A 25,363-nucleotide genomic window follows, 5' to 3' on the forward strand; every position below is an offset into this window, starting at 1 on the left:
AAATGGCACAGTATGACCCGCTGACAGTCACTGTCAATGATGCATGGGAAGGCTGGCGATGGGCGTACTCGACGGCAAGATCGCGATCGTCACCGGGACCAGCCGCGGAGTGGGCGTCGGCATCGCGCACGAATTGCTGCGTGCCGGTGCCACGGTGGTCGGCTGCTCCCGCTCGCCCCTGGACACCATCCCGGGCATCGAGGCCGACTGGGCGCCCCGCGCTTCCCAAAAGGTGTGCGATCAAGGCGATTACCGCTCGATCGACTCGTTCATCGCCGATGTCGTGGCCGCCCACGGGCGCCTCGACATCCTGGTGAACAACGCCGGCGGCACGGTGCCGGCGCCGCACGCCGAAAGCATTCCCGAACTCGTTTCACGCATTCAGGGCGCGCCGGGCAGCGACGACGAGTACGAGCGCACGGCGCTGTTTCACGCGTTCGCGGTGCAGATGAACCTCATCAGCCCGCTCTGGTTCGCGGTCCGCGCCTACCGGCAGATGCGCACCCAGGACGGTGTGGGTTGCATCATCAACATCTCCAGCGGCGCGGGGCACCCGGCCGGATCTCCGACCCTGGTCTCCTATGGGGCGGCCAAGAGCGGGCTGAACCACCTCACCCGGTCGCTGGCCGAGGAGTGGGGGCCGAAGGTCCGGGTCAACTGCGTCGCGCTGGGCCCCACGATGACCGAGAACTTCCGGTCGTTCGTGTTGCCCAAGGACGATCCGACCGGCGAAAAGTACTTCGCCGCCGTGCCGTTGCGCCGCGCGGGAGAACCCGCGGAGGTGGGCCGCGTCTGTGTGTTCCTGTCCGGCGGGGACGCGGACTTCGTCAACGGCACCACCATCGAATGCGACGGCGGCATGCTGCCCGGCGTGCTCTACGACGCGGGCCTGAAGACCATCACCGACCTGCTGTAGAAATCGCCTCCCTCGACCGGCGTAGATCTGCTACTTTCCGGACACGCCAATGGTTCGGCTGGGGAGGCATGGTGCATCGGACAGTCGCTGCCGCACTGGGGGCCGCACTCGGAATCGCTGTAATTGGGTGCGTGGGTGCGCCCCGGGCCACGGCCGACAATCCGGTCTGTAGCCAGACGTGGTGTTCCTTCCTGTCGCCGTCCCGCAACATCGGCTGCGAGATGGACTATCAACGCGCGGCCGGCATGCCCGACGAAACGTACTGCCAGTCGAACTCGCCGCCGCAGTCCGTGCACCTGTCCACCGACGGGACGTTCAAGAGCTGCACCGGCGAGTCGTGCCTCGGCAACGCGGGACAGGGCACGCCCACCCTGGCCTACGGCCAAACCGCCACGCTCGGCCCCTTCAGCTGTCGGTCGGAAGCCAGCGGCGTCACGTGCAAGGTGACGTCCGGTCGTGGCTTTTCCATCTCCAACGCGGGGATCACGCCCGCCGGCTAGCTGCAAGGAGATTCAGATGAGCAACTCGCTGGAACCCACCCCCGATCAGTTCGCGGCACTGGCGGCGCGGCCCGTCGACGAACCCGTCGTGATGGTCAACCTGTTGAAGTTCAAGACCGCGGGCGGCCTCGAATCGTATCTGCAATACGGGCAAGAGGTCGCGCCGCACCTGCAACGCGTCGGTGCCACCCTCCGATACGCCGGCGCGGCACCGACCGTCGTCATCGGTGACGGCGAACGACCTTGGTGGGACGCGATTCTCATCGTCGAATACCCGACGCCGCAGGCATTCATCGACATGGTGACCACGCCGGAGTACGCACAAGTGCACGAGCATCGCGCGGCCGGGCTGGAGCGCGGCGACCTCATCGCCACCTCGGCGTGGTCGGTCGCCTAACCGAGGACGGGGATGCGGCGCTCACGGCAAGGCCTTGCTTACTGCGCCGTTGGGGGTCTAATGGGTGGATGGAAATGATGGCGCCCGCCGACGGCGTATTTCTGTTCGCGGAAACGCGCGAGCACCCGATGCACGTGGGTGGCCTGTCGTTGTTCAAGCCACCGGAGGACGCCGGCCCGGAGTTCGTCCGTGAGTTCACCGACGCCCTGATCGCCAACGACGAATTCCAGCCCACCTTCCGCAAGCACCCCGCGACGGTGATGGGCGGAATCACCCCCATGGCGTGGGCCGTCGATGACGAGGTCGACGTCGACTACCACGTCCGGCGCTCGGCGCTGGCATCGCCCAGGCGCGTCCGCGAACTGCTCGAGCTGGCCTCGAGGCTGCATACCAGCCTGCTCGATCGCCACCGCCCGCTCTGGGAGCTCTATGTGGTGGAGGGGCTCGACGACGGCCGGTTCGCCCTGTACAGCAAGATGCATCACGCGCTGATCGACGGCATCTCCGCGATGAAGCTGATGCAGCGCACGCTGTCGCTCGACCCGGACGACCGCGAGGTGCGGGCGATGTGGAGCCTGCCGCGGCGACCGCGCCCCAAGTCGGGCGGCTCGTCCCCGCTGAGCACGCTGGTCAATGCGGCGGGATCCGTTGCGGCACTTGCCCCTTCAACGGTGAAGCTGGCCCGTGCGGCTCTCTTCGAGCAACAGTTGAGCCTGCCGATGGCGGCCCCGCACACGATGCTCAACGTCAAGATAGGGGGCGCGCGCCGCTGCGCCGCCCAGTCCTGGCCGGCCGATCGCATCTTGAGCGTCAAGAGGGCCGCCGGCGTGAGCTTCAACGACGCCGTCTTGGCCATGTGTTCGGGCGCGCTGCGCTACTACCTGATCGAACAGAATGCGCTGCCGGACGCACCGCTGATCGCGATGGTTCCGGTGAGCCTGCGCTCGAAGGAAGAGGCCGACGCCGGCGGCAACATGGTCGGCAGCATCCTGTGCAACCTGGCCACCGACATCGAGGACCCCGCGGAGCGGATACAGGCGATTAGCGGGTCGATGCGCGGCAACAAGAAAATCTTGGCCGAACTTCCACGAATGCAGGTGCTGGCGTTATCGGCCCTCTACATGGCACCGCTGACGCTGGCGCTTATCCCGGGCCTCATCTCGTCAACTCCACCACCGTTCAACCTCGTCATCTCGAACGTGCCGGGACCTGCCGAGCCGATGTACTACGGGGGCGCCCGACTGGACGGCAGCTACCCATTGTCGGCGCTCCCGGAGGGACAAGCGCTGAACATCACCCTGGTGAACAACGCGGGCAACCTCGATTTCGGTCTGGTCGGATGCCGTCGCAGCGTTCCGCACCTGCAGCACCTACTCGCGCACTTGGAGTCGTCACTGAAGGATCTGGAACGCGCCGTCGGGGTCTGACCGTCCATGCCCACGCTCAGTGCCGGCGTGCTCCTGTACCGGGCGCGAGACGGCGTCGTCGAGGTCCTGATCGCGCATCCGGGTGGCCCGTTTTGGGCCCGCAAAGACGAGGGTGCCTGGTCGATACCCAAGGGTGAGTACACCGAAGGCGAGGACCCCTGGACGGTCGCGCAGCGCGAGTTTTCCGAGGAGCTCGGGCTGCCGGTGCCGGCCGGACCGCGACTCGACTTCGGCCCGCTGAAACAACCCAGCGGCAAGGTGGTGACCGCCTTCGCCGTCGGGGCCGATCTCGACGTCACCGACGCGCACAGCAACACCTTCCAGATCGAGTGGCCCAAGGGCTCGGGCCGGATGCGGGAGTTCCCCGAGGTCGACCGGGTCGGCTGGTTTGCTGTGGCGCAGGCGCGTGCGAAGCTGCTCAAGGGGCAGCGCCCGTTTCTCGATCGCTTGATGGCGCATCCGGCAGTGACGGGCCTAACGGAGGGGGACTGACATGCAGACACTGCGCACACCCGACGAGCGGTTCGACGACCTGCCCGGCTTTCCCTATGCCCCAAGCTATTGCGAGGTCGCCGACGGCGACGGCGGAACGCTGCGGGTCGCCTGGGTGGAGGACGGCCCGCGAGGCGCCGATCCGGTTCTCATGCTGCACGGCGAGCCGTCGTGGTCGTACCTGTACCGCAAGATGATTCCGATCCTGGCTGCCGCCGGGCATCGCGTCATCTGCCCCGACCTGGTCGGGTTCGGCCGTTCGGACAAGCCGACCCGCCCCGAGGACCACAGCTACGCGCGCCACGTCGAATGGATGCGGGCGGTCGCCTTCGACGTCCTCGACCTGCGCGACGTGACCCTGGTCGGCCAGGATTGGGGCGGGTTGATCGGCCTGCGGCTGGCCGCAGAGCACCCCGAACGGTTCGCCCGCCTGGTCGTCGCCAACACCGGGCTGCCGAACGGCGAGCAGCCGATGGCCGACGACTGGTGGCGCTTCCGAAGGGCCATCGCCATCGCTCCGAACCTGAACATCGGCTGGTTCGTGCAGGGCGGCTGTCGCGAGCAGATGAGCGGCGAGGAGCGGGCGGGCTACGACGCGCCGTTCCCGGACGACAGTTATTGCGCCGGGCCGCGCGCGATGCCCGGCCTGGTGCCGACGACACCGGACGATCCCGCGGCCGAAGCCAACAGGGCGGCGTGGGCCAAGCTGTCCGTCAGCCCTACGCCCATGCTGGTCGCGTTCAGCGACGGCGATCCCATCACCGGGCCGATGGCCGCGATCTTCCAGCGCGAGATGCGCGGCGCGCAGGGCATCGAGCATCCGACGATTCGCGGCGCCGGCCACTTTCTGCAGGAGGACGCCGGGGAAGACTTGGCCAACTGCATCGTGGAGTTCCTGCGCCGCTGAGCCCCTCCGCGCGGTGCGGGCAGAATGTGGGCATGACGACCGCCCAGGCCGAATCGCAAGGGCTGCTGCTGCAGCTGCTCGACCCCGCCAACCGCGCCGACCCGTATCGGCTGTTTGCGCAGTTTCGTGACCACGGACCGATCGTCGTGCCGGAGACGACGCTGGTCGTCTTCTCGGCTTACCGGGAGTGCGACGAGGTTTTGCGGCACCCGTCGTCCAGCAGCAGCAACGCGAACTCGACGGTGACCAAGCGTCAGCTCGAGGAGGGCGTGGTGCAGCCCCGGACGTTCCCCCCGGGCTTCTTGTTCCTCGATCCCCCCGACCACACCCGGCTGCGCAAGCTGGTCGCCAAGGCGTTCTCGCCGAAAGTGGTGAACGCGTTGCAGCCCGAAATCAGCGCGCTGGTGGGTGGGCTGCTCGACCGGATTGCCGGCAAGGGCGAGTTCGACGTCGTCGAGGATTTCGCCTACCCGCTGCCGGTGGCGGTGATCTGCCGGCTGCTCGGCGTGCCGCTGGACGACGAGCCGCAATTCAGCTGGGCGTCGGCCGTGCTGGCACAGGCGCTGGACCCGTTCTCGACGATCACGGGCGTGCCGCCGGAGGTGATGAACGAGCGGATGCAGGCGGCGAAGTGGCTGCGCGGATACCTCCACGAGTTGGTCGACCGGCGCCGTTCCCAGCCCGGCGAGGACCTGCTGTCGGGCCTGATCGCGGTGGAGGAGTCGGGCGATCAGCTGACCGAGGAGGAGATCGTCTCGACCTGCAATCTGCTGCTGATCGCCGGACACGAGACCACGGTGAACCTGATCGGGAATGCCGTCCTGGCCATGCTGCGCAACCCCGTTCATTGGGCTGCGCTGGGCGCCGACCCCGGCCGGGCGCCGGCGATCGTGGAGGAGACGCTTCGCTACGACCCGCCGGTGCAACTGGCCGGGCGAGTCGCCCTCGCGGACATGACGATCGGGGGGGTCGACGTGCCGGCGGGCGACATCATGATGGTCCTGCTGGGCGCGGCCCAGCGTGATCCCGCCGAGTTCGACCGGCCCGACACCTTCGACCCGGATCGAGGGACCGTGCGGCACTTGGGGTTTGGCCGCGGGATTCACTACTGCCTGGGCGCGCCGCTGGCGCGGCTGGAGGCCGGCGCGGCCCTGTCGGCGGTAACCGCCCGCTTCCCGGACGCCCGACTGGCAGGCGAGCCGCAATACAAGGCGAACGTCACCCTGCGCGGTCTGTCGCAGCTGACGGTCTCCGTCTAGTCCCCGCCGGGGCGAAAGTTCACATGATGCGCTGGCGGTAGATCTCGTCGTTGATCCCGCGGTGGTCCGCCGACCGGTCGCTTTCCGTCCCGTGCGATCTCAGCTGGCGTGCGGTAAGGGCAATGACCATGATCAGTTGGGTCGCCCAGCAGTACCAGGTCATCGTCGTGCTTCTCGTCGTAACATGGCATCACCGTACGAAAGTGCTGTTGCGGCAACGCTGCCCGCGATGATCTACGTGCTACGACCTGCTCACCGGCAACCGTCGGGGCCGGTGAGTTCAGCCGCGCTCCCACGGCGCGGTCTCGTCCATCTTTTGGTAGTACTTCGCCAGGTGGCTTCTGACGCGGTCGATGTCGGCCTTTGGCAGGTCGATGCCGCCACGCGCACCGTCCATGATCGCGCCCGCGATCATCACTCCCCGCGGAACCGCCTTGAGTTTGCCGCCGATCACGTCGGCGAACAGCAGCTTGTAGGCGGTGAAGTTGTCCTTCTTGTCGCTGTCGTACCAGATGTGGGCGTCCCGGTATTTCTGGTTCGGCTTGTCCTCCGCGCCGGCCCACTTGCGCACCCGCTTTTCGGCGGCGTCGCCGTCCCACTTGCGGTCGCGATCGGCCAGCGGAAGGTCCTTAAATGCTGTTACTGACATCTTTTTCGCGTGCCCGCTCCCGGGCCCGGATAAACGCCGTTTAGCCCTCGGCGTTGGTGCCGTCCCCGGAATCGCCGACCGGACTTGCCGCGACCAAGGAAATCGAAATCGGTATTGGTGTCGCCATCTCGATTTTGCCGTGCGGGTCGTAATAGGCGCCGATTGTGTACTCGCCTTCCGCCTCGACGGAGATGACGAGGTCTTGGGTAAAGCACCGGTACTTGGACGGTTTATCGGCCTCGTCCGGCCAGTGCCAAGAACCCTGGAGGCTGCCGCGCGGCGTCCCCGTCGGATCTTTGCATACGACATGTAGTTCCGCGTCGTAGTCCCCGCCGCAGCGTGCGTGCACCACCAGGACGACCGGAACCTTTGCCGTCAAAGGGATCTGCGCGACCTGAAAGCCCGTCGTGGGTACGCGGGTGGCATAGATCGCGCCCGTCTCGTCGAGCGTGGCGGTACCGGCCACGAACAGCGCGGCGATATTGAGCATCACGACAGCCTAGTGGGTGTCCGGCAGCCGAATTCGGGGATTCCAATTCGACGCGACAGTCGCAAGAATTTCGCAAGTGGCCGACGTTAGCTTACGGCCGACAGGCGAAAGGAGCCACCATGGGTAACACCCGGACCCGGAAATCGATCCTTGCCGGCGCGTTGCTTTCGGGAGGGCTGGCGGCGGCCGGACTCGGGCTGGGCGAGGGCATCGCCCACGCCGATGGTCCACACCGCTGGTGCCCGGGAAACCCCAAGAACATGCCCTATGTGGTCAACGACTTGATCGACTGGGATTGGAACGTCTGCCACACCTGGTACCCCACCAATTACGGGATGGGGAACGTGACCAGCCAAGGCCGGCCCATGTCCATTTGGGACGGCGACAACCCGCCGCCGGAAGCGATCACACCGCGAGGGTGTCCACCGATCGCGTTCATGTGTCCCTAGCGGCGCTGCTCGGCGCCTTGAACTTGGGACCGGTAGCCGAGCAGGCCCTGTGTAGTCGCTCCAACGACCAACGGAAAGGACAATCATGAGCAACGTCCGCTCTATGACCCGGCGAATCGTGCGGTGGACGACGACCGCGTTCGTCGCCGGCGCGATGGGAATGGCCGGTTTGGGTCTGACAGCCGCCACGGCGCACGCAGATGGCGGCCCGCACCGCTGGTGCCCTGGCGAACCGCTGCCGCCGACCGGCAATCACGTCACCAACCCGGTGATCTGGGACAACAACATCTGCCACACGTACTACTACGTCTACTTCGGGCAGGGGAACGTCGCCCAAAACATCTGGGACGGAGACAATCCACCGCCGCCTCCCCCGCCGGCGCCGCCGGGCCTGATCAACAAGGACAACTGCCAGCAGATCCTCGGAATGTTCTGCCCTCACGCGTGATCCGTGGCCGGCCCCAGGCCAGGCACGATGTCGCGCAGGCTGAAGGTGACCGGTTGTTCGAGTTGCGCGTAGGTGCACGAGCGCGGGTCGCGGTCGGGTCGCCACCGGCTGAACTGGGCGGTGTGGCGGAACCGCGGACCTTCCATGTGGTCGTAGCGGACCTCGACAACCCGCTCGGGTCGCAGCGGGACGAACGAGAGGTCCTTGCCGGCGTTCCAGCGCGAGAATTCGTTCTTGCGCGGGGTCCGCTCACCGGCCTCGTGCGCGGCCCAGTTCCACGGGTGGCCCTCGAAAGTCGTGACCAGCGGTTGCAATTCGGCGAATAGCCGCCGCCGTTCGGCCATCGGGAAGGCACCGATCACGCCGACCGACGCCAGCTGGCCGTCGTCCGCGTAGAGCCCGAGCAGCAGCGAGCCGATCGCGTCACCGCCGGACTTGTGCACCCGGTAGCCGGCGACCACGCAGTCGGCGGTCCGCTCGTGCTTGACCTTGAACATGACGCGCTTGTCCGGCTGGTAGGTGATGGCCAGCGGCTTGGCGATGACCCCGTCGAGGCCGGCGCCCTCGAACTCCTCGAACCATCGTTGGGCGACTTCCATGTCCGTGGTTGCCGGCGTGACGTGGATCGACGGCCCGGAGTCGGCCAGGGCGTCGACGAGGGCCGCGCGCCGCTCGCTGAACGGGCGCCCGGTGTAGTCATCGTCGCCCAGGGCGAGCAAGTCGAACGCGATGAAGGATGCCGGCGTCTTCTCGGCGAGCATCCGCACCCGCGAGTCGGCCGGGTGGATCCGCTGTTGCAGCGCCTCGAAGTCCAGGCCGTGGTCGGTGGCGACGACGATCTCGCCGTCGATCACGCAGCGTTCCGGTAGCTCGGCCTTGGCGGCCGCGACCAGCTCGGGGAAATATCGGGTCATCGGCCGCTCGTTGCGGCTGCCGAGCTCGACTTCGTCGCCGTCGCGGAAGCAGATGGACCGGAATCCGTCCCATTTGGGCTCGTATGACGAGTCCGGCGGCATCGATCGCACCGGCTTGGCCAGCATCGGCGACACCGGCGGCATGACGGGCAACTGCATGAGGTCATTGTGCTGGAATCGTCATGTGGCTGTAGCAGCGGAGGAAATCGACGTCGACGGCGTCTCGGTGCGGGTGACCAACCCCGACAAGGTGTACTTCCCTGAGCTGGGGTCGAACGGGACCAAGCGGCGGCTCGTCGAGTACTACCTGGCCGTGGCCGGCGGACCGATGCTGACCGCGCTGCGCGACCGGCCCACCCATCTGCAGCGCTTCCCGGACGGCATCGACGGCGAGGAGATCTACCAGAAGCGGGTGCCGCAGCATCGCCCCGACTATCTGGAGACGTGCCGGGTGACCTTTCCGTCGGGTCGCACCGCCGACGCGCTGAAGGTGACCCACCCGTCGGCGATCGTGTGGGCGGCGCAGATGGGCACGGTGACGCTGCACCCGTGGCAGGTGCGCTGCCCGGACACCGATCATCCCGACGAGTTGCGCATCGACCTGGATCCGCAGCCCGGCACCGGTTTTCAGCAGGCGCGGTCGGTCGCCGTCGAGGTGCTGCGGCCGCTGCTCGACGAACTCGGTCTGGTCGGCTACCCAAAGACGTCCGGGGGACGCGGTGTGCACGTGTTTTTGCGCGTCGCCACCGACTGGGATTTCGTGCAGGTGCGCCGGGCCGGCATCGCGCTCGCGCGCGAGGTGGAACGCCGCGCGCCCGACGCGGTGACCACGTCGTGGTGGAAGGAGGAGCGCGGCGAGCGCATCTTCATCGACTTCAACCAGAACGCCCGGGATCGCACCATGGCGTCGCCGTATTCGGTGCGGCGCACGCCGATCGCGACGGTGTCGACGCCCCTGACGTGGGACGAATTGGCGGGCGCCGACCCGGACGACTACACGATGGCGACCGTGCCCGACTTCGTGAAGCGGCGGGACGACCCGTGGGCCGCCATCGACGACGTGCACCAGTCGATCGCGCCCCTGCTGGAGATGTCCGCGGCCGACGAAGAGCGCGGGCTCGGTGATATGCCGTATCCGCCGAACTACCCGAAGATGCCGGGCGAACCGAAACGCGTTCAGCCGAGCCGGGATACGGACCTCAAAAACAAGCGCGGGGACTAGCCGCCCGACCCGCCGTCGCCGCCGGTGGCTTTGCCGAGGCACCGGACCCCCGACGAAGGCGCCGCCGGCGGCCCCCGCGGCACCGCCGGCGATGAATTCTGAGCTGGGACGGTTGCGCGGCGACTAAACGGCTACCCCAGTCATACGGCCATTGATGCGGTGGCCGGCAAATCCGCAGGGAGAACACACATGGGCATCGGAATTTCGGTCAAGGGGCTGGCCAAGTCGTTCGGGCCGTCCCGAGTCTGGGAAGACGTCACGATGGACATCCCGGCTGGTGAGGTCAGCGGGCTGATAGGTCCGTCAGGAACCGGCAAGTCGGTGTTTTTGAAATCCCTGATCGGGCTCCTGCTGCCGGAGCGCGGCTCGATCGTCATCGACGGCCAGGACATCATCACGAGCACGGCCAAGGAGCTCTACGAGATCCGCCGCCTATTCGGCGTCATGTTCCAAGACGGCGCGCTGTTCGGATCGATGAACCTGTACGACAACACCGCGTTCCCGCTGCGCGAGCACACCAAGAAGAAGGAAAGCGAGATCCACGACATCGTCATGGAGAAGCTTCAGTTGGTGGGGCTGGGCGGCGATGAACACAAGATGCCCGGCGAGATCTCCGGGGGCATGAAAAAGCGCGCCGGCCTCGCTCGCTCGCTCGTGCTCGACCCGGAGATCATCCTGTGCGACGAGCCCGACTCCGGTCTGGACCCGGTGCGCACCGCCTACCTGTGCCAGCTGCTGATCGACATCAACGCGCAGACCGACGCGACCATTCTGATCGTCACGCACAACATCAACGTCGCCCGCACGGTGCCCGACAACATCGGCATGCTGTTCCGGCGCAGGCTGGTGATGTTCGGCCCGCGCGAGGTGCTGCTGACCAGCGACGAGCCGGTGGTGGGGCAATTCCTCAACGGGCGTCGCATCGGCCCGATCGGAATGTCGGAGGAGAAGGACGAGTCGACGATGGCCGAGGAGCAGGCCATGGTCGACGCCGGCCAGCACGCCGGCGGTGTCGAGGACGTCGAGGGCGTCCCGCCCCAGGTCGTCGCCACGCCGGGGATGCCGGAGCGCAAGGCCGTCGAGCGCCGCCGCGCTCGGGTTCGCGAGATACTGCACACGCTGCCCCCCAAGGCCCAAAAGGCCATTCTCGACGACCTGGAGGGCGACACGGCATCCGTTGGCGCACAGCGGCGCTAGAGGAGCCGGACCGCCGGACAGCTATGCGGGCGACGGCTGCGACCGCGATACCCGGCCGACCAGCAGGCCGATGAGCGCCGCTGCCAACCCGGCGACCGTTGCCACCGCCGACGACGCCGACAGCATGAAGTATCCGAAAGCGGCGCCGCCGCACAGCAAAACGACTCGCGGCGGCGTCCACGCGGCCGCCGAGGGCAGCCGGTAGGACAAAGCGATGCCGAGCAGCAGGGCCAGGACATGTCCGACGGCGGTGAAATCAGCTCCCATCGCCACCGTCACCGCGATGCCGAGCCACCAGCCGATCCACACTGGCTGCCAGCGCGACGGAATGGATGCCGTCAGCGCGCCGAGGACACAAACCGCGCCGTAGCTGACGCCCACGTCGCTCGCCCGCGCAATGGAGAACGGCAGCCAGCCAACCTCCACCGCGACGACCAGCCCGACCGCCACCATCAGCGTGGCACCGATATGACCGACCGCGAACGCGATGATCAAACCCCGGCCGCGCCAGATCAATTCGCCCAAAGCCAGCAGGCAGACGAGTCCGGGCAGGCACGCGCAGATCTCGCCGCCGTCGTCGACGAACGCGCTGCCGATGAGCGTGGTGAGGCGGCCGTGGGCCAAATTGTGCAGGTTGGTGCTCATGCGACTGACCGCGACCTCACGGGCGTGCGGACCGAGCGCGGTCAGCACGAGCGACACCGCGACCAGGAGGACGGCGTATGCCGCGGTGATGCGCACCGACGCCGCGCCCGACACGGTCCGCGCGGCCACGGCGGACCAACGCTCGGCGTTGTCGCGAATAGCCATGGTAGCCACGGCTATTCGCCTCGATCCGAACGGCCCGACCAGCCCCGGTCCCGGGCGAGCAAGTCCGCCGTGGTCTCGCGGCGCACCAGTTCACGCGCCCGGCCCCCCGCGACCGCGACCAGCGGCGGGCGTCCCGCCACGCTGCAGCTCGATCCCATCGAGTAGTGGTAAGCGCCGGTACACGCCACCGCCAGCAGATCGCCGGGGTGGAGGTCGGCGGGCAGCTCGACGTCGCGGGCGATCTCGTCGCCGGCCTCGCAGTGCCGGCCCACCACCGTGACCGGCGCGGTGGCCGCCGATGCGTGCCGGTTGGCCAGTGCCACGGTGTATTTCGCACCGGCCGGAGCCAGCCGCGGGTTGTCGCTCATCCCGCCGTCCACCGCGACGAAGGTGTGCCCGTCGGCCCGGCGCTTGACCGCGACCACCCGGTACAGCGTCATCCCGGCGCGTGCCGCGATCGCGCGGCCCGGCCCGATGACGATCCGCGGTCGGGGATAATCGTATTGGGCACAGGCGGATTGGAGCGCGGCGTCGATGACCGTGCCGAACGCCCGCGGGTTGAAGGCGGGTTCGCCGCTCCGGTAGGGAACCGCGTGTCCGCCGCCGAGGCTGAGTTCGGTCAGTACGACACCATGGCGATCGCGGGCCTCGGCCATCAGGGCGAGGATCTGCCGGATCGCCGCACCGTAGAGGGCGGCGTCGGCCAGCTGCGACCCCAATTGGCAGTGCAGCCCGACCAGGTCGAGCCACGGCTCCCCGAGCAGGCGCTTGACCGCGCCGGCCGCCTGGCCGCCGGCCAGGGAGAAGCCGAATCTCTGGTCGACGGCGTCGATGTCGGGAATCACCCGGATCAGCACCCGTTGCCGGCGGCGCACTCGCCCGGCGAGCAGCGCGATCTCGTTCGGGGTGTCGATCACGATTCGGCCCACCCCGGCCGCGACGGCGTCGTCGAGTTCGCCGGCGCTCTTGGCCGTGCCGTTGAGCACGATGTTCGACGGCGGCACCTCGCCGGTCAGGGCGGTAGCCAGTTCGCCGCCCGAGCAGACCTCCACGCCCGCGCCCTCCTCGGCGGCCCACCCCGCGACGGCCGCGCTGAGCAGGGCCCTGCCCGCGTAGATCAGCTCGACGCCGGGCAGCGCCGCGCGGTAGCCGCGGATGCGGGCCCGGAAGTCCTCCTCGTCGAGCACGTAGGCCGGCGTGCCGAACTCCGCCGCGAGCTCGCTGACCGCCAACCCGCCGATGCACAACCGGCCCGTTTCGTCGACGGAGCTGCTCAGCGGCCAGATCGCGCGGTCGAGGTGCGGTCTCACCTCGCGCCGCTGCGACACAAGCAGCTCGGACAGCGTCATGCTTCCAAGGTGCAGGCGCAAAGCGGTGTCTGCCGCGTTCTTAACGAAGCTTTCACACGCGTGTGATTAATCTTCACGGAACCATCACGGCGGGCCGGTCACCCGGGGTCCGACTAGGCGAAATAGGCCGCCGGGACGAAGGGAACGTCGTCGGGTGCCGCGTGACGGGCCGACAGCAATGCCCGCGCGGCGTCACCGATAGGGATACGCAGCGGAAGTTGCGGTTTCTCGGCGGCGTCGGCAACCTCGGCGGCGACCTGCTCCGGGGTGATCATCCCGGCGCGTGCGCCGCCGCCCGCGAGAATCGCGGCGTACGGATCGTCGGGCAGCGTGTAGGTGGTCACGTCGTCGAGGGCGCCGGAGCTCACCGCGCCGGGTTCCAGCAGGGCGGCCTGGACGCCGAACGGGGCGACCTCGATGGCGAGCGCCTCGACCAAGGCTTCCAGCGCCCATTTCGTCGACGCATAGGCCGCGCCGGGTGGCAGCACGACGCGGCCGACGACGCTGGACATGAACATCAGCTTCCCCTCGCCGCGGGCGCGCATCTGCGGCAGGACCGCCTGGGCCACCCGGATGGCGCCGACGGTGTTGAGGCTGAGCAGGCGCTGCAGCTCGGCCAGCGGGGTGGCCTCCACGGCGGCGTACACGATCTCGGCGGCATTGGAGATCAGGACGTCGATCCGGCCGGCGGCCGCGACGGCCGCCGCCACGCTCGCGTCGTCGGTGACGTCGAGCGCCAGCCGCTCGCTGACGTCGAGGTCGGCGAGCGCGCGCGGGTCACGCGCGGTGGCCACGACGCGATGGCCCCGGCGGGCGAACTCGGTGGCGATGGCGCGGCCGATGCCGCGGCTGGCTCCGGTGATCAGAACGGATGACATGGCGGGCAGTCCTTTCAGGAGTGGTTTCCGTTGGTGCTGGGAGGCTTTGGCCCACTGGGCAACTCGAAGATCAACAGGGTGCTGGTCGCCGTCGCGACGAGCTTGCCCGACGCGTCGGTCACTTCCCCTTCGGCGAACCCGATCCGCGATCCCGCTTTGACGACGCTGCCGACGGCGGTCAGCGTGCCGCTGGTGACGGTGACCGCCTTGAGGTAGTTGACCTTGATCTCGACCGAGGTGTAGCCGATGCCGTCGGGCAACGTGGTGTGCAGCGCGCAGGCGGCTGCGGTGTCCAGCAGGGTGCACACGGCGCCGCCGTGCACCACGCCCAGCGGGTTGTACATGGACGCATCCGGGGTGCAGGAGAACTCGATGCGCCCGTTTTGCACATCCTCGAGGCGCATCCGCAGCAGCTCGGCGATCGGTGAGGGCGGCAGCTGCCCGTCGGCGACCGCCCGCCAGTACGCGAGCCCGGACATCGACGCGGCCGCGGCCTGCGTGGTGATCGGGTCGCGCCAGGTGACCACCCGCGACTGTTCCACGCCCCAGCCGACTGAAGTCTTCATGCCCCCGCCTCCGGAAACTGATCGGTTTACATTTGTAACCGAACCTACCGCTGCTTACGAGCTCTGTAAACCGTTCGGTGTACGATGACAGTGTGAACGATGCCACATCCCAGACGCGTCCGGCCGGCGGGCGGGGGGCCCGCGAACGCATCGAGCGCGCGGCGGCGCGGCTCTTCTACCGCAACGGAATCCACGCAACCGGCGTCGAACGGATCGCCCAGGAGGCCAGCGTTTCCAAGCGCACGCTCTATCAGCACTTCGCCAGCAAGAACGACCTCGTGGACAACTACCTGCGCGGCTTCGAGGCCCGCGGCGGCTCGCCCAATGAGCGGCGGCTGGAAGACACCGCCATGTCCCCGCGGGACCGCCTGTTGGCGATCTTCGAAATGCCGCCTCGAGAAGTATTGCGGGGCTGCCCCTTTCACAACGCGGCCGTGGAATCCGCGGGGTGTCTGCCGAGCGCGGACGAGATCGTGCGGGCGCACAAGCAGGAGTTCACCCGACGCCTCATCGCGGTGGCGCAGCAGGCAGGTGTCGCCGATGCGCATCTGATCGGACAGCAGTTGGCCGTGCTGTTCGAGGGCGCCACGGCGATGGCGACGTCGCTGAACGACACCGCGCCCGTCGTCCACGCCCGGGCCGCCGCCGCCACCCTGATCGATGCCGCGTTGCGCCCTTGACTAGCTCCTCCCGGTGCTGCTAGACATGGCGTGCGCCCAAGTTTGGGCGATCGCCCAAATATCGGGAGCGAGGTGGCAATGGGCCGGATGGAGGGCAAGGTCGCGTTCGTGACCGGCGCGGCGCGCGGGCAGGGCAGGAGTCACGCGGTCCGGCTCGCGCGGGAAGGCGCCGACATCATCGCCGTCGACATCTGCCGCGAGTTCGAGGCGTCCCCGGCCGACGGCGCGACCCCCGAAGACCTCGACGAGACGGCGGGATTGGTGAAGGACGCCGGTGGCCGCGTCGTCACCGCCGAAGTCGACGTCCGCGATTTCGACGCGTTGCGCGCCGCCGTCGACAGCGGTGTCGAACAGCTGGGGCGCCTGGACGTCATCGTCGCCAACGCCGGCATCGGCACGACGGCGGGAAAGCTGCACAAGACCGACGAGGCGCTGTGGCAGGAGATGATCGACGTCAACCTCAGCGGGGTGTGGAAGACGGTGAAGGCCGGCGTCCCGCACATCCTGGACGGCGGCCGCGGCGGGTCGATCGTGCTGACGTCTTCGGTGGCCGGCAACAAGGCCTATCCGCACATGGGCCATTACGTCGCGGCCAAGCACGGTGTGATCGGGCTGATGCGTTCGTTCGCGGTGGAATTGGGCCAGCGCATGATCCGGGTCAACGCCGTCCTCCCGACGCACGTGAACTCGCCGCTGCTGATGAACGAGGCCACCTACCGCGCCTTCCGGCCGGAGCTGGAGAACCCGGGACCCGACGACCTGGCGCCGGTGTGTCAGAGCTTCCATTACCTGCCGATCCCCTGGGTGACCCCCGAAGACATCACCAATGCCGTGCTGTTCTTGGCCTCCGACGAAGCGCGCTACATCACCGGTGTGGCGCTGCCGGTGGATGCCGGCAGCTGCCTGAAGTAAGGAAGCATCGATGACCGTCACCAACGACACCGACGTCTACTACGACCCCTACGACACCGGCATCATCGCCGACCCGTACCCGACCTACGCGCGGCTGCGCGAAGAGGCGCCGATCTACTACAACGAGCGCTATGACTTCTGGGCGATATCAAGGCATTCCGACGTCGAACGCGCGCTGGCGAACTGGGAGACCTTCTCCAACCGCAGAAGCGACATCCTCGAGCTGATCCAATCGAAATTCGACATGCCCGGCGGCGTCATGATGTTCCAGGATCCGCCCGAACACACCAGGCTGCGCGGCCTGATGTCGCGCGTGTTCACCCCGCGCCGGATGGCCGAGCTCGAAGACCAGATCCGGCGGTACTGCGTGCGGTGCCTGGACCCGCTCGTCGGGTCCGGGGGATTCGACATCATCGCCGAACTCGCCTCGATGATGCCGATGCGGGTGATCGGCATGCTGCTGGGAATCCCCGAGTCCGAACAGGTTTCGGTCCGCGACGCCAACGACGCCAACCTGCGCACCAAGCCGGGCACACCGATGAAGGTCGCCGACGCCGACTCCATCGCCGACGGGCGGATCTACGCCGACTACGTCGAATGGCGGTCCAAGAACCCGTCGGACGACCTGATGACCACCCTGCTCAACGTCGAGTTCGACGACGAGCACGGGGTGCACCGAAAGCTGACGCGCAAGGAGGTACTGCATTACACCCAGGTGGTCGCGGGCGCCGGAAACGAGACGACGGGCCGGCTGATCGGCTGGCTGGCCAAGGTGCTCGCCGAGCACCCCGACCAGCGCCGCGAGGTGTGCCAGGACCGCTCGCTGCTGACCCGAACGGTCGACGAGACGCTGCGGTTCGAGCCCACCGGCCCGCACGTCGCCCGTTGGATGGCACAGGATTTCGAGTGCTACGGCAGGACCGTTCCGGCCGGCAGCGCCATGCTGCTGCTGTTCGGCGCGGCCAACCGCGATCACCGCCGGTACACCGATCCCGACACGTTCAACATCCGCCGCGACAACATCTCGCACATCACCTTCGGAAAGGGCGTGCACTACTGCCTCGGGGCGAACCTGGCGCGCCTCGAGGGCCGCGTGGCGCTCGACGAGATCCTCAATCGGTGGCCCGAATGGGACATCGATTACGACACGGCGCAATTGGCGTCCACGTCGACCGTGCGCGGTTGGGAGCGCCTGCGGGTCGTGCTGCCCTAACCGGTCAGTCGCGCCGCCCCTTCTTGGGCATCTCGAACCGGTCCAGGAATCGGTTGACGAGCGCGATGGCCTCATCGTGACCGACTTTGGAACCGAGCCCCTGCTCGAATATGAGCATGCGGCCGATGGACGCGATGACGACCGCCAAGGCCGCCGGCGGGAATTCATCCGAATCGATGTCATGCTCGCGCACGATGAAGTTCAGCGCGGTGATTTGCGCCTCGCGCCAGCGTTCCTGCCAGGCCGCGATCTCGGCGCGAATCTCCTTGCGGTGGTTGGCAAGACCCATGAACTCCAGCAACAGCCGGGTGTCCTTGGGTTCGATGAGCGTCTCCCAGAACGCGTGCAGTGGGCGGTCGGAGGCCAACGCCTTCTGCTGGCGCTCCAGATAGACGGCGGCGCCGCGACGAAAGACGTCCAGATACAGCTCGTCCATCGTCGGGAAGTAGTAGTGCACCAACGCCGGTTTGACGCCGGCCTCGGCGGCCACCCGCCGGGACGTGGCCGCGGCGTAGCCCTCCTCGATCATGATGCGAATCGTCGCGTCGATCAGCATGTCGCGCGTCGTGGAGTCCCTGGCCATTACCGACCCTAAATTGGGCGATCGCCAAAAATCAACCGCCCGCCGCGATGATCGTGCGGCCACTTGACCCACCTCGCGAAAGGGTGATAGGCAATGTCGAGCCCACGTGCTGGGCGATCGCTCAGGAAGGTGGGTGCGCGTGAAGACTGCCGTGGTGACCGGCGGTGCCTCCGGGATCGGCCGCGCGGTCGCGGAACGACTGCGCAGCGACGGATTCCGCGTGGCCGTCATCGATCTGTCGGCCACCGACGACGGCTTCGGCTACGTCGCGGACGTCACCGATCGCGCGCAGGTCGATGCCGCGATCGCGGAAATCCGCGCGGCGCTCGGCCCAATCCTGGTGCTGGTCAACGCGGCCGGCGTGGAAGGGTTCAAGAAATTCCTGGACATGTCCTTCGAGGCGTGGTCGAAGGTGATCGACGTCAACCTGAACGGCGTGTTCCACACCATTCAGGCCGTGCTTCCCGACATGGTCGAGGCGGGATGGGGGCGCATCGTCAACATCTCCTCGTCGAGCACTCATTCCGGGCAGCCCTTCATGGCCCACTATGTGGCGGCCAAGTCAGCGGTCAACGGCCTGACCAAGTCGCTGGCCCTCGAATACGGTCCGAGCGGGATCACCGTCAACGCGGTGCCGCCGGGGTTCGTCGACACCCCGATGTTGCGCAGCGCCGAGCGGCGGCAGCTGCTGGGCGGCACCGTGGAGGACCACATCGCACGCACCCCGGTGCGCCGGGTGGGCAGGCCCGAAGACATCGCCGCGGCGTGCGCGTTCTTCGTGTCCGAGGAAGCCGGCTACGTCACCGGCCAGATATTGGGGGTCAACGGCGGCCGCAACACCTGATAAGCATGAGGTGTGGCTCCCAGTTTTTCCGACGTCGTGAAGTCCAAGTACCTGCTCCTGACCACCTTCACCAAGGACGGCCGGCCCAAGCCGACGGCGATCTGGGGTGTGCCTGACGACGACAAGCTGCTGGTCATCACCGACGACGGGTCGTGGAAGGTCAGGCGGATCAACAACACGCCCCGGGTGACGATCGCCCGCAGCACCGCGCTCGGCAAGCCCAAGGGCGAACCGGTCGAAGGGATCGCCCGGGTCCTGCCGAAGTCCGAGACGCGGCGCGTCTACAACGCCGTGCTCAAGCGGTACTGGTACCACGCCTGGTGGTTCTACGCGCACTCGATCGTGCGCGGCGGCATCGACAAGGTGCACGTCGGCCTGGAGATCACACCGGCTGCGTAGCGTCGCTCTTCGGGTCGATGAGGATCTTCGCGTGTGCCTCCGGATCGCCGAGCGCGTCGAACGCGGCCTCGACCCCGGGCAGCCCGACCGTCCCGGTGATCAGCGGGGCGACGTTGACCTTGCCGTCGGCGAGCATGTGCAGCGTGTCGCGGAACTCCAGCGGGGTGTAGCCGAGCACGAACCGAAGGTCGGTCTCCTTGTTGATCGCCATCGCCGGCCGGATGTGGTCCGAGCCCATGCAGACGCCGACCACGACGACGCGCGAGAACAGCGGCGCGCCCGCGATGATCCCGTCGATAATGCCTGGGACACCGACACATTCGAAGATCACGGGGTGCTTGGGCGTCGCCGCGCCGGCGGCTTCGGCGGCGCGCCAAAAGTGCCACCAGGGCAACCGCAGCCGTTGCAGCTTTTCGATGGTGCCGACCGCGAGGTCGAACGCCTCGAGGATGCCCTGCAGGTGCTTGCCGCTCGCCTCCGTCGTGTAGGGCGAGTCCTGCGCGGGATCGACGACGGTGTCGGCGCCGCAGGCGGTCGCCAGCGCGCGCCGGCCGGGCGAGAAGTCGCTGGCGATCACGGTGCGCACGCCGTGCGCCTTGAGCATGCAGATCACCGCGAGACCGATTGGCCCGCAGCCGATCACGATCGCGACGTCGCCCTTGCCGACCTCGCCGCGCCGCACCGCGTGCCAGCCGACGGCCATCGGCTCGGTCAGGGCGGCCACCTCGGGAGCCAGCCCGTTGGGGACGGGCAGCGTCAGCGACCGCTCGACGAGGAGCTGCTCGGCATACGCGCCCGGGGCCATCGTCGACAGCCCGATCCCGTGCACCTCCTTGCCGCGGCGCAGCAGCGGCAAGGCGACGACCCGGGTGCCGGCTCGTGGGGCCTTGCGGGTACCGGGCCCGTAATCGAGCACCTCGCCGCAGAATTCGTGACCGAACACGACCGACTGATTCGATCGCATGAACGCGTCGTAGCCGGATTCGACCATCACGTCGGCAAGCTCGTCGCAGTGGTGCCGCGCATGCAGATCGGATCCGCAGATGCCGCACCGCAGCACCTCGATCAGCAACTGGCCCTTGCCCGGCACCGGGCTCGGCTGGTCGACGACTTCGAGCTTCGCGTTGGTGCACGTGACGGTCTTCATCTCTCGATCCTCCTACGCCGGCCGGCACCCAGATAGCCTCGCCGAGCCTGTAAATCTGCAGGCCCGCACTCGCACTTTGTCTGCAGATTTACAGGCTCGGCGAAACTCGCGCCGAAATTAGCTGCCCGCGCTCCGCAGGGCCTCGAACGTGTCGGCCACGGTGTCCTTCGGGTCCCGATAGGTGATGCCGAGCTCTCGCTCGCTGGGCGAGTCGTCTGACGCGGGCATCTGCGTGTAGTACTGCATCCCCGCCGACGTGAAGGGTGTCTCGAAGGGCAGAAACCGGCCCGCCCGGTCCAGCACCGCCCCGGCCATGCGCAGCGCGGAATCCGGGATGGGAACCGCGACCATCGGGGTCCCGGCAACCTCGCCGAGCATGGTCGCGAGCTCGGCCACCGGAACCCGATGCCCGCCCGCGGTGTAGCGGCGCGGTCCGCGCCCCGGCTCCAAGAGCGCGGCGTGCAACGCGGCCAGATCGCGGACGTCGACGACCAGCCACGCCGCGCTGCGACCTGGGATCGCATGCATCTGCACGGCGGCCTTGACGCCCTCGCCGGCCTCACCGAACTGATCGCCGACCGGCGGGCCGAGCACCATGCCGGGGTAGGTGATGTTGACCGGCGCGCCGGCGTCCTGCAGCCCGCGGGCATAGATGTCCACCTGCGCCTTGGACGTTCCGTAACCGTCCGCCCCGCCGACCACCGGCAGGTCCGCGGTGAGCGTCTCCAGGCCCGGATGAAACAGCGCCGTGAAGCTCGACACGTGAATGATCGGATCCAGGCCCAGCTCGACGGACTGGCCGAGGACGTTCTGCGCGCCCTGCATGTTCGTCGTCAGCATCTCTTTGGTCTGACGCGGATCGGTCGCCACCAGGGCGGCGCTGTGCACGACGGCGTCGCAGCCGCGCAGCGCCTCCCGCACCGAAACGCGATCGGTGATGTCGCCGACGGCGAAGTCCGACACGTCGACGCCCAACTGGGCGACGGACGTCTTCAGCCGATCGGGATTTCGCACCAGGAAGCGGATGGAGTGCCCGCCGTCCGCGATGGCCTTGGCGGTCCAACCGCCGACGAATCCCGTGCCGCCCGTGACCAGAACATGCATGCTGCGATTCTGCACGGGCCTACAGGTGGCTCGCCGCGTAGGTCGCCGCTTGGCCTGTCATCCCGTTCACCGAGTAGGACACGTGCGCGAAGGCGTCGTTGCCGTCACCGCAGATCCCGTCACCCGGCGCGCACAGCTCGAGCGTCTTGGGCTGATACAGCGGGCCGAGGGCGATCACCGGTGCGCCGTACTTCTGCAGCCACGGACCCGACGGCGTCCCGAACAGCGTGACGGCGGCGACGTGGTTCGCGACGTCCGGCGGCATGGGCCGCGGCACCGCCGACGCCGGGACGCCCGGCGGTATGGCCGCCGAGGTGGTGAATCCGGCCACGGCCGCGCCCTGGGAGTACCCGCCCAGGATCTCCCGGGTCTTGGGGCAGTTCGCCGCCATCGACTCGAGGTGCGTGCCCGCGTCGCGGATGCCGTCGACGACGGTCGCCGGGAAATCGGGGTTCGCGAAGTCGGTGCTGGCCGGGTAGTTGACCGGATACACGCCGAGCGACCGGCCGCCGATCTGTCCGCGCAACGCGTCGACGAAGGACCCGCCGACGCCGCCGACGCCGGGCGGCTCACCGGAACCGCGGGCGAACACCACCTCGACGTCGGGGCACGGGTCAGCTAAGGAGGTGGGCGCCGGGGCGCCCAACAGTGCGAAGGCGCCCAACAGCGCCGCAACTCCCAGGGATGTCGTGAATCGGCGCATGTTCGTAGACCCTCCGCATCATCGGTGTCGTTTACCTGACATTCGACGCCGCGTGGGCCGTGGATTGCCGGCCTGGGCGACGACCCAATTACCTCTTGAAGGCGTCCTTCACCTTCTCGCCGGCATCCTTGAGGCTGGACTTCGCCCGATCGGCTCGGCCCTCGTCCCTGGTGCGGTCGTCCCCGGTGGCCCGGCCAACGGCTTCCTTGGCCCGGCCGCCCAAGTCGTCGATCTTGTTCTTTGCTTTGTCTGTAGCGCTCATGGGATGGTGGCTACCCCGCGGCGGGCCATATCGAAACCCGCAGGTCGCACCGCCTGTCATGATGGACGTTGTGGGCACCGCGGTGGTGGTGGCGATCGTGGCCGTACTGATGTTGTTGGGCATCGGCATGGTGGTCAATCAGCTGTTTCGGCTCAGGAAGTGGTTGAACGCCCCGCCCCCGGATCAACCGCCTGGTGAACACCCCCACCTCCCGCCGGATTGAGCTGTGTTCAGCGCTTTTGGCGGCTGATAGCTTGATGCCGTGATGGCATCGCGCCGGGGATCGACCCTGCTGGTGACCGACGATGGCTTGCCCCGCGGTGTGTCCGGTGCGGCCGACCCCCATTTCGCGAACGTGGTGGGGCTGTTCTCGCGGCTGTTCCCCGGCCGCCGTTTTGGCGGCGGAGCCCTGGCCGTCTACATCGACGGCGCGCCCGTCGTCGACGTCTGGACGGGGTGGTCGGACCGGGCCGGAACCGAGCGCTGGACCGCCGACACCGGCGCGATGGTGTTCTCGGCGACCAAGGGCGTCGCGTCGACCGTGATTCACCGGCTGGCCGACCGCGGCCTGTTGTCCTACGACGATCCGGTAGCCGAGTACTGGCCCGAATTCGCGGCCAATGGGAAGGGCGACATCTCGGTCCGCGACGTCTTGCGGCATCGATCGGGGTTGTCGCACCTGCGCGGTGTCACCAAGACGGAGCTGATGGACCACGCGCTCATGGAGGAGCGCCTGGCGGCCGCGCCCGTCGATCACCTGCGCGGCGTGCAGGCCTATCACGCGCTGACCTACGGGTGGCTGCTCTCCGGTCTGGCCCGGGCGGTGACAGGCAAGGGCATGCGGGAGCTGATCCGCCAGGAGATCGCGCGCCCGCTCAACACCGACGGCCTGCACCTCGGCCGCCCGCCCGAGGGGGCGCCGACCAGGGCGGCCCAGATCCTGATACCGCAGGGGAGGCTGCGCGCCCCGGTGTTCAACTTCATCGCACCGAAGCTGGCCGGCCTGCCCTTCTCCGGCGCCCTGGGGGCGATGTATTTCCCCGGCGTCATCTCGCTCATCAAGGGGGACACCGGATTCCTGGACGGCGAGGTGCCGGCGGCCAACGGCGTGGTGACCGGCCGCGGGCTCGCCAAGATGTACGCCGCGCTGGCCAACGACGGCCGGATCGACGGCAAGAAATATCTGTCGGAGGAGTTGGCGCGCGGCCTGGCGGGGCAGCCGCAACGCAAGTGGCCCGACGCAAACATGGTGGTGCCCATGCCATTTCACCTGGGCTACCACGAGTCGCCGGTGCCCGGCCTGCTCAAGGGCTTTGGTCACGTGGGCCTGGGCGGGACGCTCGGCTGGGCCGACCCGGAATCCGGCAGCGCCTTCGGTTTTGTGCACAACCGGCTCTTGACGCCGTTGCTCTTCGACATGGGATCGTTTGCGGGCCTGGCCAGCCCGCTGCGCAACGCCATCGAGGCCGCCCGCCATCAGGGCCCGCTCGAGGTGCCGGCGCTCGGAGCGGCCTACAAGTCCGCCCGGCGTCGGGCCGCGGTGGCATCCGGCGGGGGTTAGCCCGGGCTGTTCGCCGATTACACCTTCGCGAAGCCGCGAGGAAGCGTCAGCGGCAGATCGGTGTAGGTGACGATGCCCGGCGGGGCGGCGACGACCGCCGGGATCGCGTTGATGGTGGGCAGCGCCGTCATGATGTGCCCGAGCGCCATGAAGTCGGCGATCGTCTCGGCCTGGAAGTACGGGGGCGGCAGGAAGCCGACCTTGGTTGTCACCGTTGGCTGCCCGTCGATCTGGATGACCCAGCCGTCCTGGTCGATCTTCCAGTCGGGCTCGAGCGTCTGTCCCTTGCGCCACCGGACGTTGAGGTCGATCAACGTCTTGTCGCCGACGACGCCCTGCCAGCTGATGTAGACGCCCGCGACGCATCCGGCCGGGATGGTCCAGGACGCCATCTCGAGATCGGCTGTGGTCTGGGCGAATTCGGCCACGCAACGCACCTCGTCGAGTTCGACGCCGAGCGCGTCGGCCACCAGGCGCACGGCCTCGCCGAAAATGGCGGTCCCCTTTCGGGCCATCTCCGCCAGCTCCGGGTGGTCGATCGGCTGGCCGAAGCCGACCGGCTTCTCGGTGTCGGGCGAGTCGTAGAACGTGGTGTCGGCCGCCTCGATGACGGAGACCTTGTCGATCCGGTTGCACACCATCGCCGAGACGATGGCCAGCAGCTCGGCGAAGCCCGGGCTGACGCCCGAGCCGAACATCGTCGAGCCGCCCTTCTGGCAGGCCTCGACGATCCGGTCGCGGCCCTCGCCCAGGTTGGCTCCGGTGATGAACGACGCCGTCGTCACCACGTTGACACCGGCGGACAGGATGCGGACCAGCTCGTCGACGTCGATCCACATGGGGTTGTAGACGACGCAGTCCGGCTTCATGGCGAGCAGCGCGTCGACGTCGTTGGTGGCGGCGACGCCCAGCGGCGCGATGCCCACGAGTTCGCCGGCGTCGCGGCCGACCTTGTCCGGAGACCAGGCGTAGCACCCCACCAGTTCGAGCATGGGATTGTCGGCGATCGACTGCAGCGAGCTCTTGCCGACGTTCCCGGTGTTCCACTGGACGACGCGATAGTTGTTTGGCACTCGCTCAGCATA

32 protein-coding genes are annotated in these 25,363 nt (G+C 68.0%); 18 read left to right on the forward strand and 14 right to left on the reverse strand.

Going from position 1 to position 25,363, the window contains the following annotated elements:
• Positions 1-58 precede the first annotated feature (58 nt).
• The 7 genes from A5655_RS00175 (at position 59) to A5655_RS00205 (ending at position 5,898) form a co-directional block, all read left to right on the forward strand.
• Positions 59-916, forward strand: coding sequence for an SDR family NAD(P)-dependent oxidoreductase (locus A5655_RS00175; RefSeq protein WP_067004301.1), 858 nt, complete (start codon positions 59-61; stop codon positions 914-916).
• Between the two features lie 131 nt (positions 917-1,047).
• On the forward strand, positions 1,048-1,416 hold the full coding sequence (locus tag A5655_RS00180; protein ID WP_231999026.1) for a hypothetical protein: 369 nt from the start codon (positions 1,048-1,050) through the stop codon (positions 1,414-1,416).
• A gap of 16 nt (positions 1,417-1,432) precedes the next feature.
• Positions 1,433-1,813, forward strand: coding sequence for a DUF1330 domain-containing protein (locus A5655_RS00185; protein WP_067004303.1), 381 nt, complete (start codon positions 1,433-1,435; stop codon positions 1,811-1,813).
• A 68-nt stretch (positions 1,814-1,881) separates the two neighbouring features.
• Positions 1,882-3,240, forward strand: a complete 1,359-nt coding sequence (locus A5655_RS00190; protein WP_067004305.1) for a wax ester/triacylglycerol synthase family O-acyltransferase — start codon at positions 1,882-1,884, stop codon at positions 3,238-3,240.
• Positions 3,241-3,246: 6 nt separating this feature from the next.
• Positions 3,247-3,732 carry an NUDIX domain-containing protein gene (locus A5655_RS00195; protein ID WP_067004307.1) on the forward strand — a complete coding sequence of 162 codons (486 nt, stop codon included), beginning with the start codon at positions 3,247-3,249 and terminating at the stop codon, positions 3,730-3,732.
• A 1-nt stretch (position 3,733) separates the two neighbouring features.
• On the forward strand, positions 3,734-4,639 hold the full coding sequence (locus A5655_RS00200; RefSeq protein ID WP_067004310.1) for a haloalkane dehalogenase: 906 nt from the start codon (positions 3,734-3,736) through the stop codon (positions 4,637-4,639).
• Between the two features lie 32 nt (positions 4,640-4,671).
• Positions 4,672-5,898 (forward strand): cytochrome P450, encoded by a 1,227-nt coding sequence (locus A5655_RS00205; RefSeq protein WP_067004312.1) that lies wholly within the window; start codon positions 4,672-4,674, stop codon positions 5,896-5,898.
• A 19-nt stretch (positions 5,899-5,917) separates the two neighbouring features.
• Here A5655_RS00205 and A5655_RS27595 read toward each other — a convergent pair whose 3' ends face one another.
• The 3 genes from A5655_RS27595 to A5655_RS00215 form a co-directional block, all read right to left on the reverse strand.
• Complete coding sequence (locus A5655_RS27595; RefSeq protein ID WP_156764605.1) at positions 5,918-6,061, reverse strand: hypothetical protein; 144 nt, start codon at positions 6,059-6,061, stop codon at positions 5,918-5,920.
• Between the two features lie 117 nt (positions 6,062-6,178).
• Positions 6,179-6,547 carry a hypothetical protein gene (locus A5655_RS00210; RefSeq protein ID WP_067004314.1) on the reverse strand — a complete coding sequence of 123 codons (369 nt, stop codon included), beginning with the start codon at positions 6,545-6,547 and terminating at the stop codon, positions 6,179-6,181.
• Between the two features lie 40 nt (positions 6,548-6,587).
• Positions 6,588-7,037: a hypothetical protein gene (locus A5655_RS00215; RefSeq protein WP_067004317.1), complete on the reverse strand. Its 450-nt coding sequence runs from the start codon at positions 7,035-7,037 to the stop codon at positions 6,588-6,590.
• A 119-nt stretch (positions 7,038-7,156) separates the two neighbouring features.
• Between A5655_RS00215 and A5655_RS00220 the strand changes: the two genes are divergently transcribed.
• Both A5655_RS00220 and A5655_RS00225 read left to right on the forward strand, forming a co-directional pair.
• The gene (locus A5655_RS00220; protein WP_067004320.1) at positions 7,157-7,486 is read left to right on the forward strand and encodes a hypothetical protein; all 330 of its coding nucleotides are present in this window, start codon (positions 7,157-7,159) and stop codon (positions 7,484-7,486) included.
• A 103-nt stretch (positions 7,487-7,589) separates the two neighbouring features.
• Positions 7,590-7,934, forward strand: coding sequence for a hypothetical protein (locus A5655_RS00225; protein ID WP_067004322.1), 345 nt, complete (start codon positions 7,590-7,592; stop codon positions 7,932-7,934).
• On the opposite strand, the gene A5655_RS00230 is transcribed toward A5655_RS00225, so the two are convergent.
• Positions 7,925-9,007, reverse strand: coding sequence for an ATP-dependent DNA ligase (locus A5655_RS00230; protein ID WP_067004324.1), 1,083 nt, complete (start codon positions 9,005-9,007; stop codon positions 7,925-7,927). The two genes, A5655_RS00225 and A5655_RS00230, sit on opposite strands and share 10 nt — an antisense overlap.
• A gap of 25 nt (positions 9,008-9,032) precedes the next feature.
• Here A5655_RS00230 and ligD point away from each other — a divergent pair, with 25 nt between their 5' ends.
• Both ligD and A5655_RS00240 read left to right on the forward strand, forming a co-directional pair.
• The gene (ligD, locus tag A5655_RS00235; RefSeq protein WP_156764606.1) at positions 9,033-10,070 is read left to right on the forward strand and encodes a non-homologous end-joining DNA ligase; all 1,038 of its coding nucleotides are present in this window, start codon (positions 9,033-9,035) and stop codon (positions 10,068-10,070) included.
• A gap of 189 nt (positions 10,071-10,259) precedes the next feature.
• The gene (locus tag A5655_RS00240; RefSeq protein WP_067004329.1) at positions 10,260-11,267 is read left to right on the forward strand and encodes an ABC transporter ATP-binding protein; all 1,008 of its coding nucleotides are present in this window, start codon (positions 10,260-10,262) and stop codon (positions 11,265-11,267) included.
• Positions 11,268-11,288: 21 nt separating this feature from the next.
• On the opposite strand, the gene A5655_RS00245 is transcribed toward A5655_RS00240, so the two are convergent.
• From A5655_RS00245 to A5655_RS00260, 4 genes are all read right to left on the reverse strand, one after another.
• Entirely contained in the window at positions 11,289-12,077 is a 789-nt protein-coding gene (locus tag A5655_RS00245) for a rhomboid-like protein (protein WP_231999030.1), read from the reverse strand.
• Positions 12,078-12,088: 11 nt separating this feature from the next.
• On the reverse strand, positions 12,089-13,426 hold the full coding sequence (gene lysA / locus A5655_RS00250; protein ID WP_067004331.1) for a diaminopimelate decarboxylase: 1,338 nt from the start codon (positions 13,424-13,426) through the stop codon (positions 12,089-12,091).
• 113 nt (positions 13,427-13,539) lie between these two features.
• Positions 13,540-14,304: an SDR family NAD(P)-dependent oxidoreductase gene (locus A5655_RS00255; RefSeq protein ID WP_067004333.1), complete on the reverse strand. Its 765-nt coding sequence runs from the start codon at positions 14,302-14,304 to the stop codon at positions 13,540-13,542.
• Positions 14,305-14,318: 14 nt separating this feature from the next.
• Positions 14,319-14,870 carry a PaaI family thioesterase gene (locus tag A5655_RS00260; protein ID WP_067004335.1) on the reverse strand — a complete coding sequence of 184 codons (552 nt, stop codon included), beginning with the start codon at positions 14,868-14,870 and terminating at the stop codon, positions 14,319-14,321.
• A gap of 92 nt (positions 14,871-14,962) precedes the next feature.
• Between A5655_RS00260 and A5655_RS00265 the strand changes: the two genes are divergently transcribed.
• The 3 genes from A5655_RS00265 to A5655_RS00275 all read left to right on the forward strand — a co-directional run bounded on the left by A5655_RS00265 (position 14,963) and on the right by A5655_RS00275 (position 17,675).
• Entirely contained in the window at positions 14,963-15,550 is a 588-nt protein-coding gene (locus A5655_RS00265) for a TetR/AcrR family transcriptional regulator (RefSeq protein ID WP_067004337.1), read from the forward strand.
• Positions 15,551-15,628: 78 nt separating this feature from the next.
• The gene (locus tag A5655_RS00270; RefSeq protein ID WP_067004340.1) at positions 15,629-16,462 is read left to right on the forward strand and encodes a mycofactocin-coupled SDR family oxidoreductase; all 834 of its coding nucleotides are present in this window, start codon (positions 15,629-15,631) and stop codon (positions 16,460-16,462) included.
• Positions 16,463-16,472: 10 nt separating this feature from the next.
• The gene (locus A5655_RS00275) at positions 16,473-17,675 is read left to right on the forward strand and encodes a cytochrome P450 (protein WP_067004342.1); all 1,203 of its coding nucleotides are present in this window, start codon (positions 16,473-16,475) and stop codon (positions 17,673-17,675) included.
• Between the two features lie 4 nt (positions 17,676-17,679).
• Here A5655_RS00275 and A5655_RS00280 read toward each other — a convergent pair whose 3' ends face one another.
• Positions 17,680-18,231 (reverse strand): TetR/AcrR family transcriptional regulator, encoded by a 552-nt coding sequence (locus A5655_RS00280; RefSeq protein ID WP_067004426.1) that lies wholly within the window; start codon positions 18,229-18,231, stop codon positions 17,680-17,682.
• A gap of 166 nt (positions 18,232-18,397) precedes the next feature.
• Between A5655_RS00280 and A5655_RS00285 the strand changes: the two genes are divergently transcribed.
• Together A5655_RS00285 and A5655_RS00290 are read left to right on the forward strand one after the other, a co-directional pair.
• Positions 18,398-19,102 (forward strand): SDR family NAD(P)-dependent oxidoreductase, encoded by a 705-nt coding sequence (locus tag A5655_RS00285; RefSeq protein WP_067004344.1) that lies wholly within the window; start codon positions 18,398-18,400, stop codon positions 19,100-19,102.
• Positions 19,103-19,114: 12 nt separating this feature from the next.
• Positions 19,115-19,501, forward strand: coding sequence for a PPOX class F420-dependent oxidoreductase (locus A5655_RS00290; RefSeq protein WP_067004346.1), 387 nt, complete (start codon positions 19,115-19,117; stop codon positions 19,499-19,501).
• On the opposite strand, the gene A5655_RS00295 is transcribed toward A5655_RS00290, so the two are convergent.
• The 4 genes from A5655_RS00295 to A5655_RS00310 all read right to left on the reverse strand — a co-directional run bounded on the left by A5655_RS00295 (position 19,485) and on the right by A5655_RS00310 (position 22,717).
• Positions 19,485-20,648 (reverse strand): zinc-binding dehydrogenase, encoded by a 1,164-nt coding sequence (locus A5655_RS00295; RefSeq protein ID WP_067004347.1) that lies wholly within the window; start codon positions 20,646-20,648, stop codon positions 19,485-19,487. The genes A5655_RS00290 and A5655_RS00295 overlap by 17 nt on opposite strands.
• A gap of 117 nt (positions 20,649-20,765) precedes the next feature.
• A complete protein-coding gene (locus A5655_RS00300) occupies positions 20,766-21,752 on the reverse strand; it encodes an SDR family NAD(P)-dependent oxidoreductase (RefSeq protein ID WP_067004349.1) in 987 nt (328 codons plus the stop codon).
• A 19-nt stretch (positions 21,753-21,771) separates the two neighbouring features.
• Entirely contained in the window at positions 21,772-22,455 is a 684-nt protein-coding gene (locus A5655_RS00305) for a cutinase family protein (protein ID WP_067004351.1), read from the reverse strand.
• 88 nt (positions 22,456-22,543) lie between these two features.
• A complete protein-coding gene (locus A5655_RS00310; protein WP_067004353.1) occupies positions 22,544-22,717 on the reverse strand; it encodes a CsbD family protein in 174 nt (57 codons plus the stop codon).
• Positions 22,718-22,787: 70 nt separating this feature from the next.
• Here A5655_RS00310 and A5655_RS28110 point away from each other — a divergent pair, with 70 nt between their 5' ends.
• Together A5655_RS28110 and A5655_RS00315 are read left to right on the forward strand one after the other, a co-directional pair.
• The gene (locus tag A5655_RS28110) at positions 22,788-22,940 is read left to right on the forward strand and encodes a hypothetical protein (protein ID WP_197508557.1); all 153 of its coding nucleotides are present in this window, start codon (positions 22,788-22,790) and stop codon (positions 22,938-22,940) included.
• Positions 22,941-22,982: 42 nt separating this feature from the next.
• A complete protein-coding gene (locus A5655_RS00315) occupies positions 22,983-24,278 on the forward strand; it encodes a serine hydrolase domain-containing protein (protein WP_067004355.1) in 1,296 nt (431 codons plus the stop codon).
• 17 nt (positions 24,279-24,295) lie between these two features.
• Here A5655_RS00315 and A5655_RS00320 read toward each other — a convergent pair whose 3' ends face one another.
• Complete coding sequence (locus A5655_RS00320) at positions 24,296-25,351, reverse strand: dihydrodipicolinate reductase (RefSeq protein WP_067004357.1); 1,056 nt, start codon at positions 25,349-25,351, stop codon at positions 24,296-24,298.
• Positions 25,352-25,363 lie beyond the last annotated feature (12 nt).

The sequence above is a fragment of the Mycobacterium sp. 1081908.1 genome (assembly GCF_001673535.1).
In the GTDB taxonomy this organism is placed as follows: domain Bacteria; phylum Actinomycetota; class Actinomycetes; order Mycobacteriales; family Mycobacteriaceae; genus Mycobacterium.

Excerpts from the sequence above, each read along its gene's own strand:
- A5655_RS00175 (WP_067004301.1), top strand. The coding sequence starts at position 59 with ATGGGCGTACTCGACGGCAAGATCGCGATCGTCACCGGGACCAGCCGC.
- A5655_RS00185 (WP_067004303.1), top strand. The coding sequence starts at position 1,433 with ATGAGCAACTCGCTGGAACCCACCCCCGATCAGTTCGCGGCACTGGCG.
- A5655_RS00190 (WP_067004305.1), top strand. The coding sequence starts at position 1,882 with ATGGAAATGATGGCGCCCGCCGACGGCGTATTTCTGTTCGCGGAAACG.
- A5655_RS00195 (WP_067004307.1), top strand. The coding sequence starts at position 3,247 with ATGCCCACGCTCAGTGCCGGCGTGCTCCTGTACCGGGCGCGAGACGGC.
- A5655_RS00200 (WP_067004310.1), top strand. The coding sequence starts at position 3,734 with ATGCAGACACTGCGCACACCCGACGAGCGGTTCGACGACCTGCCCGGC.
- A5655_RS00205 (WP_067004312.1), top strand. The coding sequence starts at position 4,672 with ATGACGACCGCCCAGGCCGAATCGCAAGGGCTGCTGCTGCAGCTGCTC.
- A5655_RS27595 (WP_156764605.1), bottom strand. The coding sequence starts at position 6,061 with ATGACCTGGTACTGCTGGGCGACCCAACTGATCATGGTCATTGCCCTT.
- A5655_RS00210 (WP_067004314.1), bottom strand. The coding sequence starts at position 6,547 with ATGTCAGTAACAGCATTTAAGGACCTTCCGCTGGCCGATCGCGACCGC.
- A5655_RS00215 (WP_067004317.1), bottom strand. The coding sequence starts at position 7,037 with ATGCTCAATATCGCCGCGCTGTTCGTGGCCGGTACCGCCACGCTCGAC.
- A5655_RS00220 (WP_067004320.1), top strand. The coding sequence starts at position 7,157 with ATGGGTAACACCCGGACCCGGAAATCGATCCTTGCCGGCGCGTTGCTT.
- A5655_RS00225 (WP_067004322.1), top strand. The coding sequence starts at position 7,590 with ATGACCCGGCGAATCGTGCGGTGGACGACGACCGCGTTCGTCGCCGGC.
- A5655_RS00230 (WP_067004324.1), bottom strand. The coding sequence starts at position 9,007 with ATGCAGTTGCCCGTCATGCCGCCGGTGTCGCCGATGCTGGCCAAGCCG.
- A5655_RS00240 (WP_067004329.1), top strand. The coding sequence starts at position 10,260 with ATGGGCATCGGAATTTCGGTCAAGGGGCTGGCCAAGTCGTTCGGGCCG.
- A5655_RS00245 (WP_231999030.1), bottom strand. The coding sequence starts at position 12,077 with ATGGCTATTCGCGACAACGCCGAGCGTTGGTCCGCCGTGGCCGCGCGG.
- lysA (WP_067004331.1), bottom strand. The coding sequence starts at position 13,426 with ATGACGCTGTCCGAGCTGCTTGTGTCGCAGCGGCGCGAGGTGAGACCG.
- A5655_RS00255 (WP_067004333.1), bottom strand. The coding sequence starts at position 14,304 with ATGTCATCCGTTCTGATCACCGGAGCCAGCCGCGGCATCGGCCGCGCC.
- A5655_RS00260 (WP_067004335.1), bottom strand. The coding sequence starts at position 14,870 with ATGAAGACTTCAGTCGGCTGGGGCGTGGAACAGTCGCGGGTGGTCACC.
- A5655_RS00270 (WP_067004340.1), top strand. The coding sequence starts at position 15,629 with ATGGGCCGGATGGAGGGCAAGGTCGCGTTCGTGACCGGCGCGGCGCGC.
- A5655_RS00275 (WP_067004342.1), top strand. The coding sequence starts at position 16,473 with ATGACCGTCACCAACGACACCGACGTCTACTACGACCCCTACGACACC.
- A5655_RS00280 (WP_067004426.1), bottom strand. The coding sequence starts at position 18,231 with ATGCTGATCGACGCGACGATTCGCATCATGATCGAGGAGGGCTACGCC.
- A5655_RS00295 (WP_067004347.1), bottom strand. The coding sequence starts at position 20,648 with ATGAAGACCGTCACGTGCACCAACGCGAAGCTCGAAGTCGTCGACCAG.
- A5655_RS00300 (WP_067004349.1), bottom strand. The coding sequence starts at position 21,752 with ATGCATGTTCTGGTCACGGGCGGCACGGGATTCGTCGGCGGTTGGACC.
- A5655_RS00305 (WP_067004351.1), bottom strand. The coding sequence starts at position 22,455 with ATGCGCCGATTCACGACATCCCTGGGAGTTGCGGCGCTGTTGGGCGCC.
- A5655_RS00310 (WP_067004353.1), bottom strand. The coding sequence starts at position 22,717 with ATGAGCGCTACAGACAAAGCAAAGAACAAGATCGACGACTTGGGCGGC.
- A5655_RS00315 (WP_067004355.1), top strand. The coding sequence starts at position 22,983 with ATGGCATCGCGCCGGGGATCGACCCTGCTGGTGACCGACGATGGCTTG.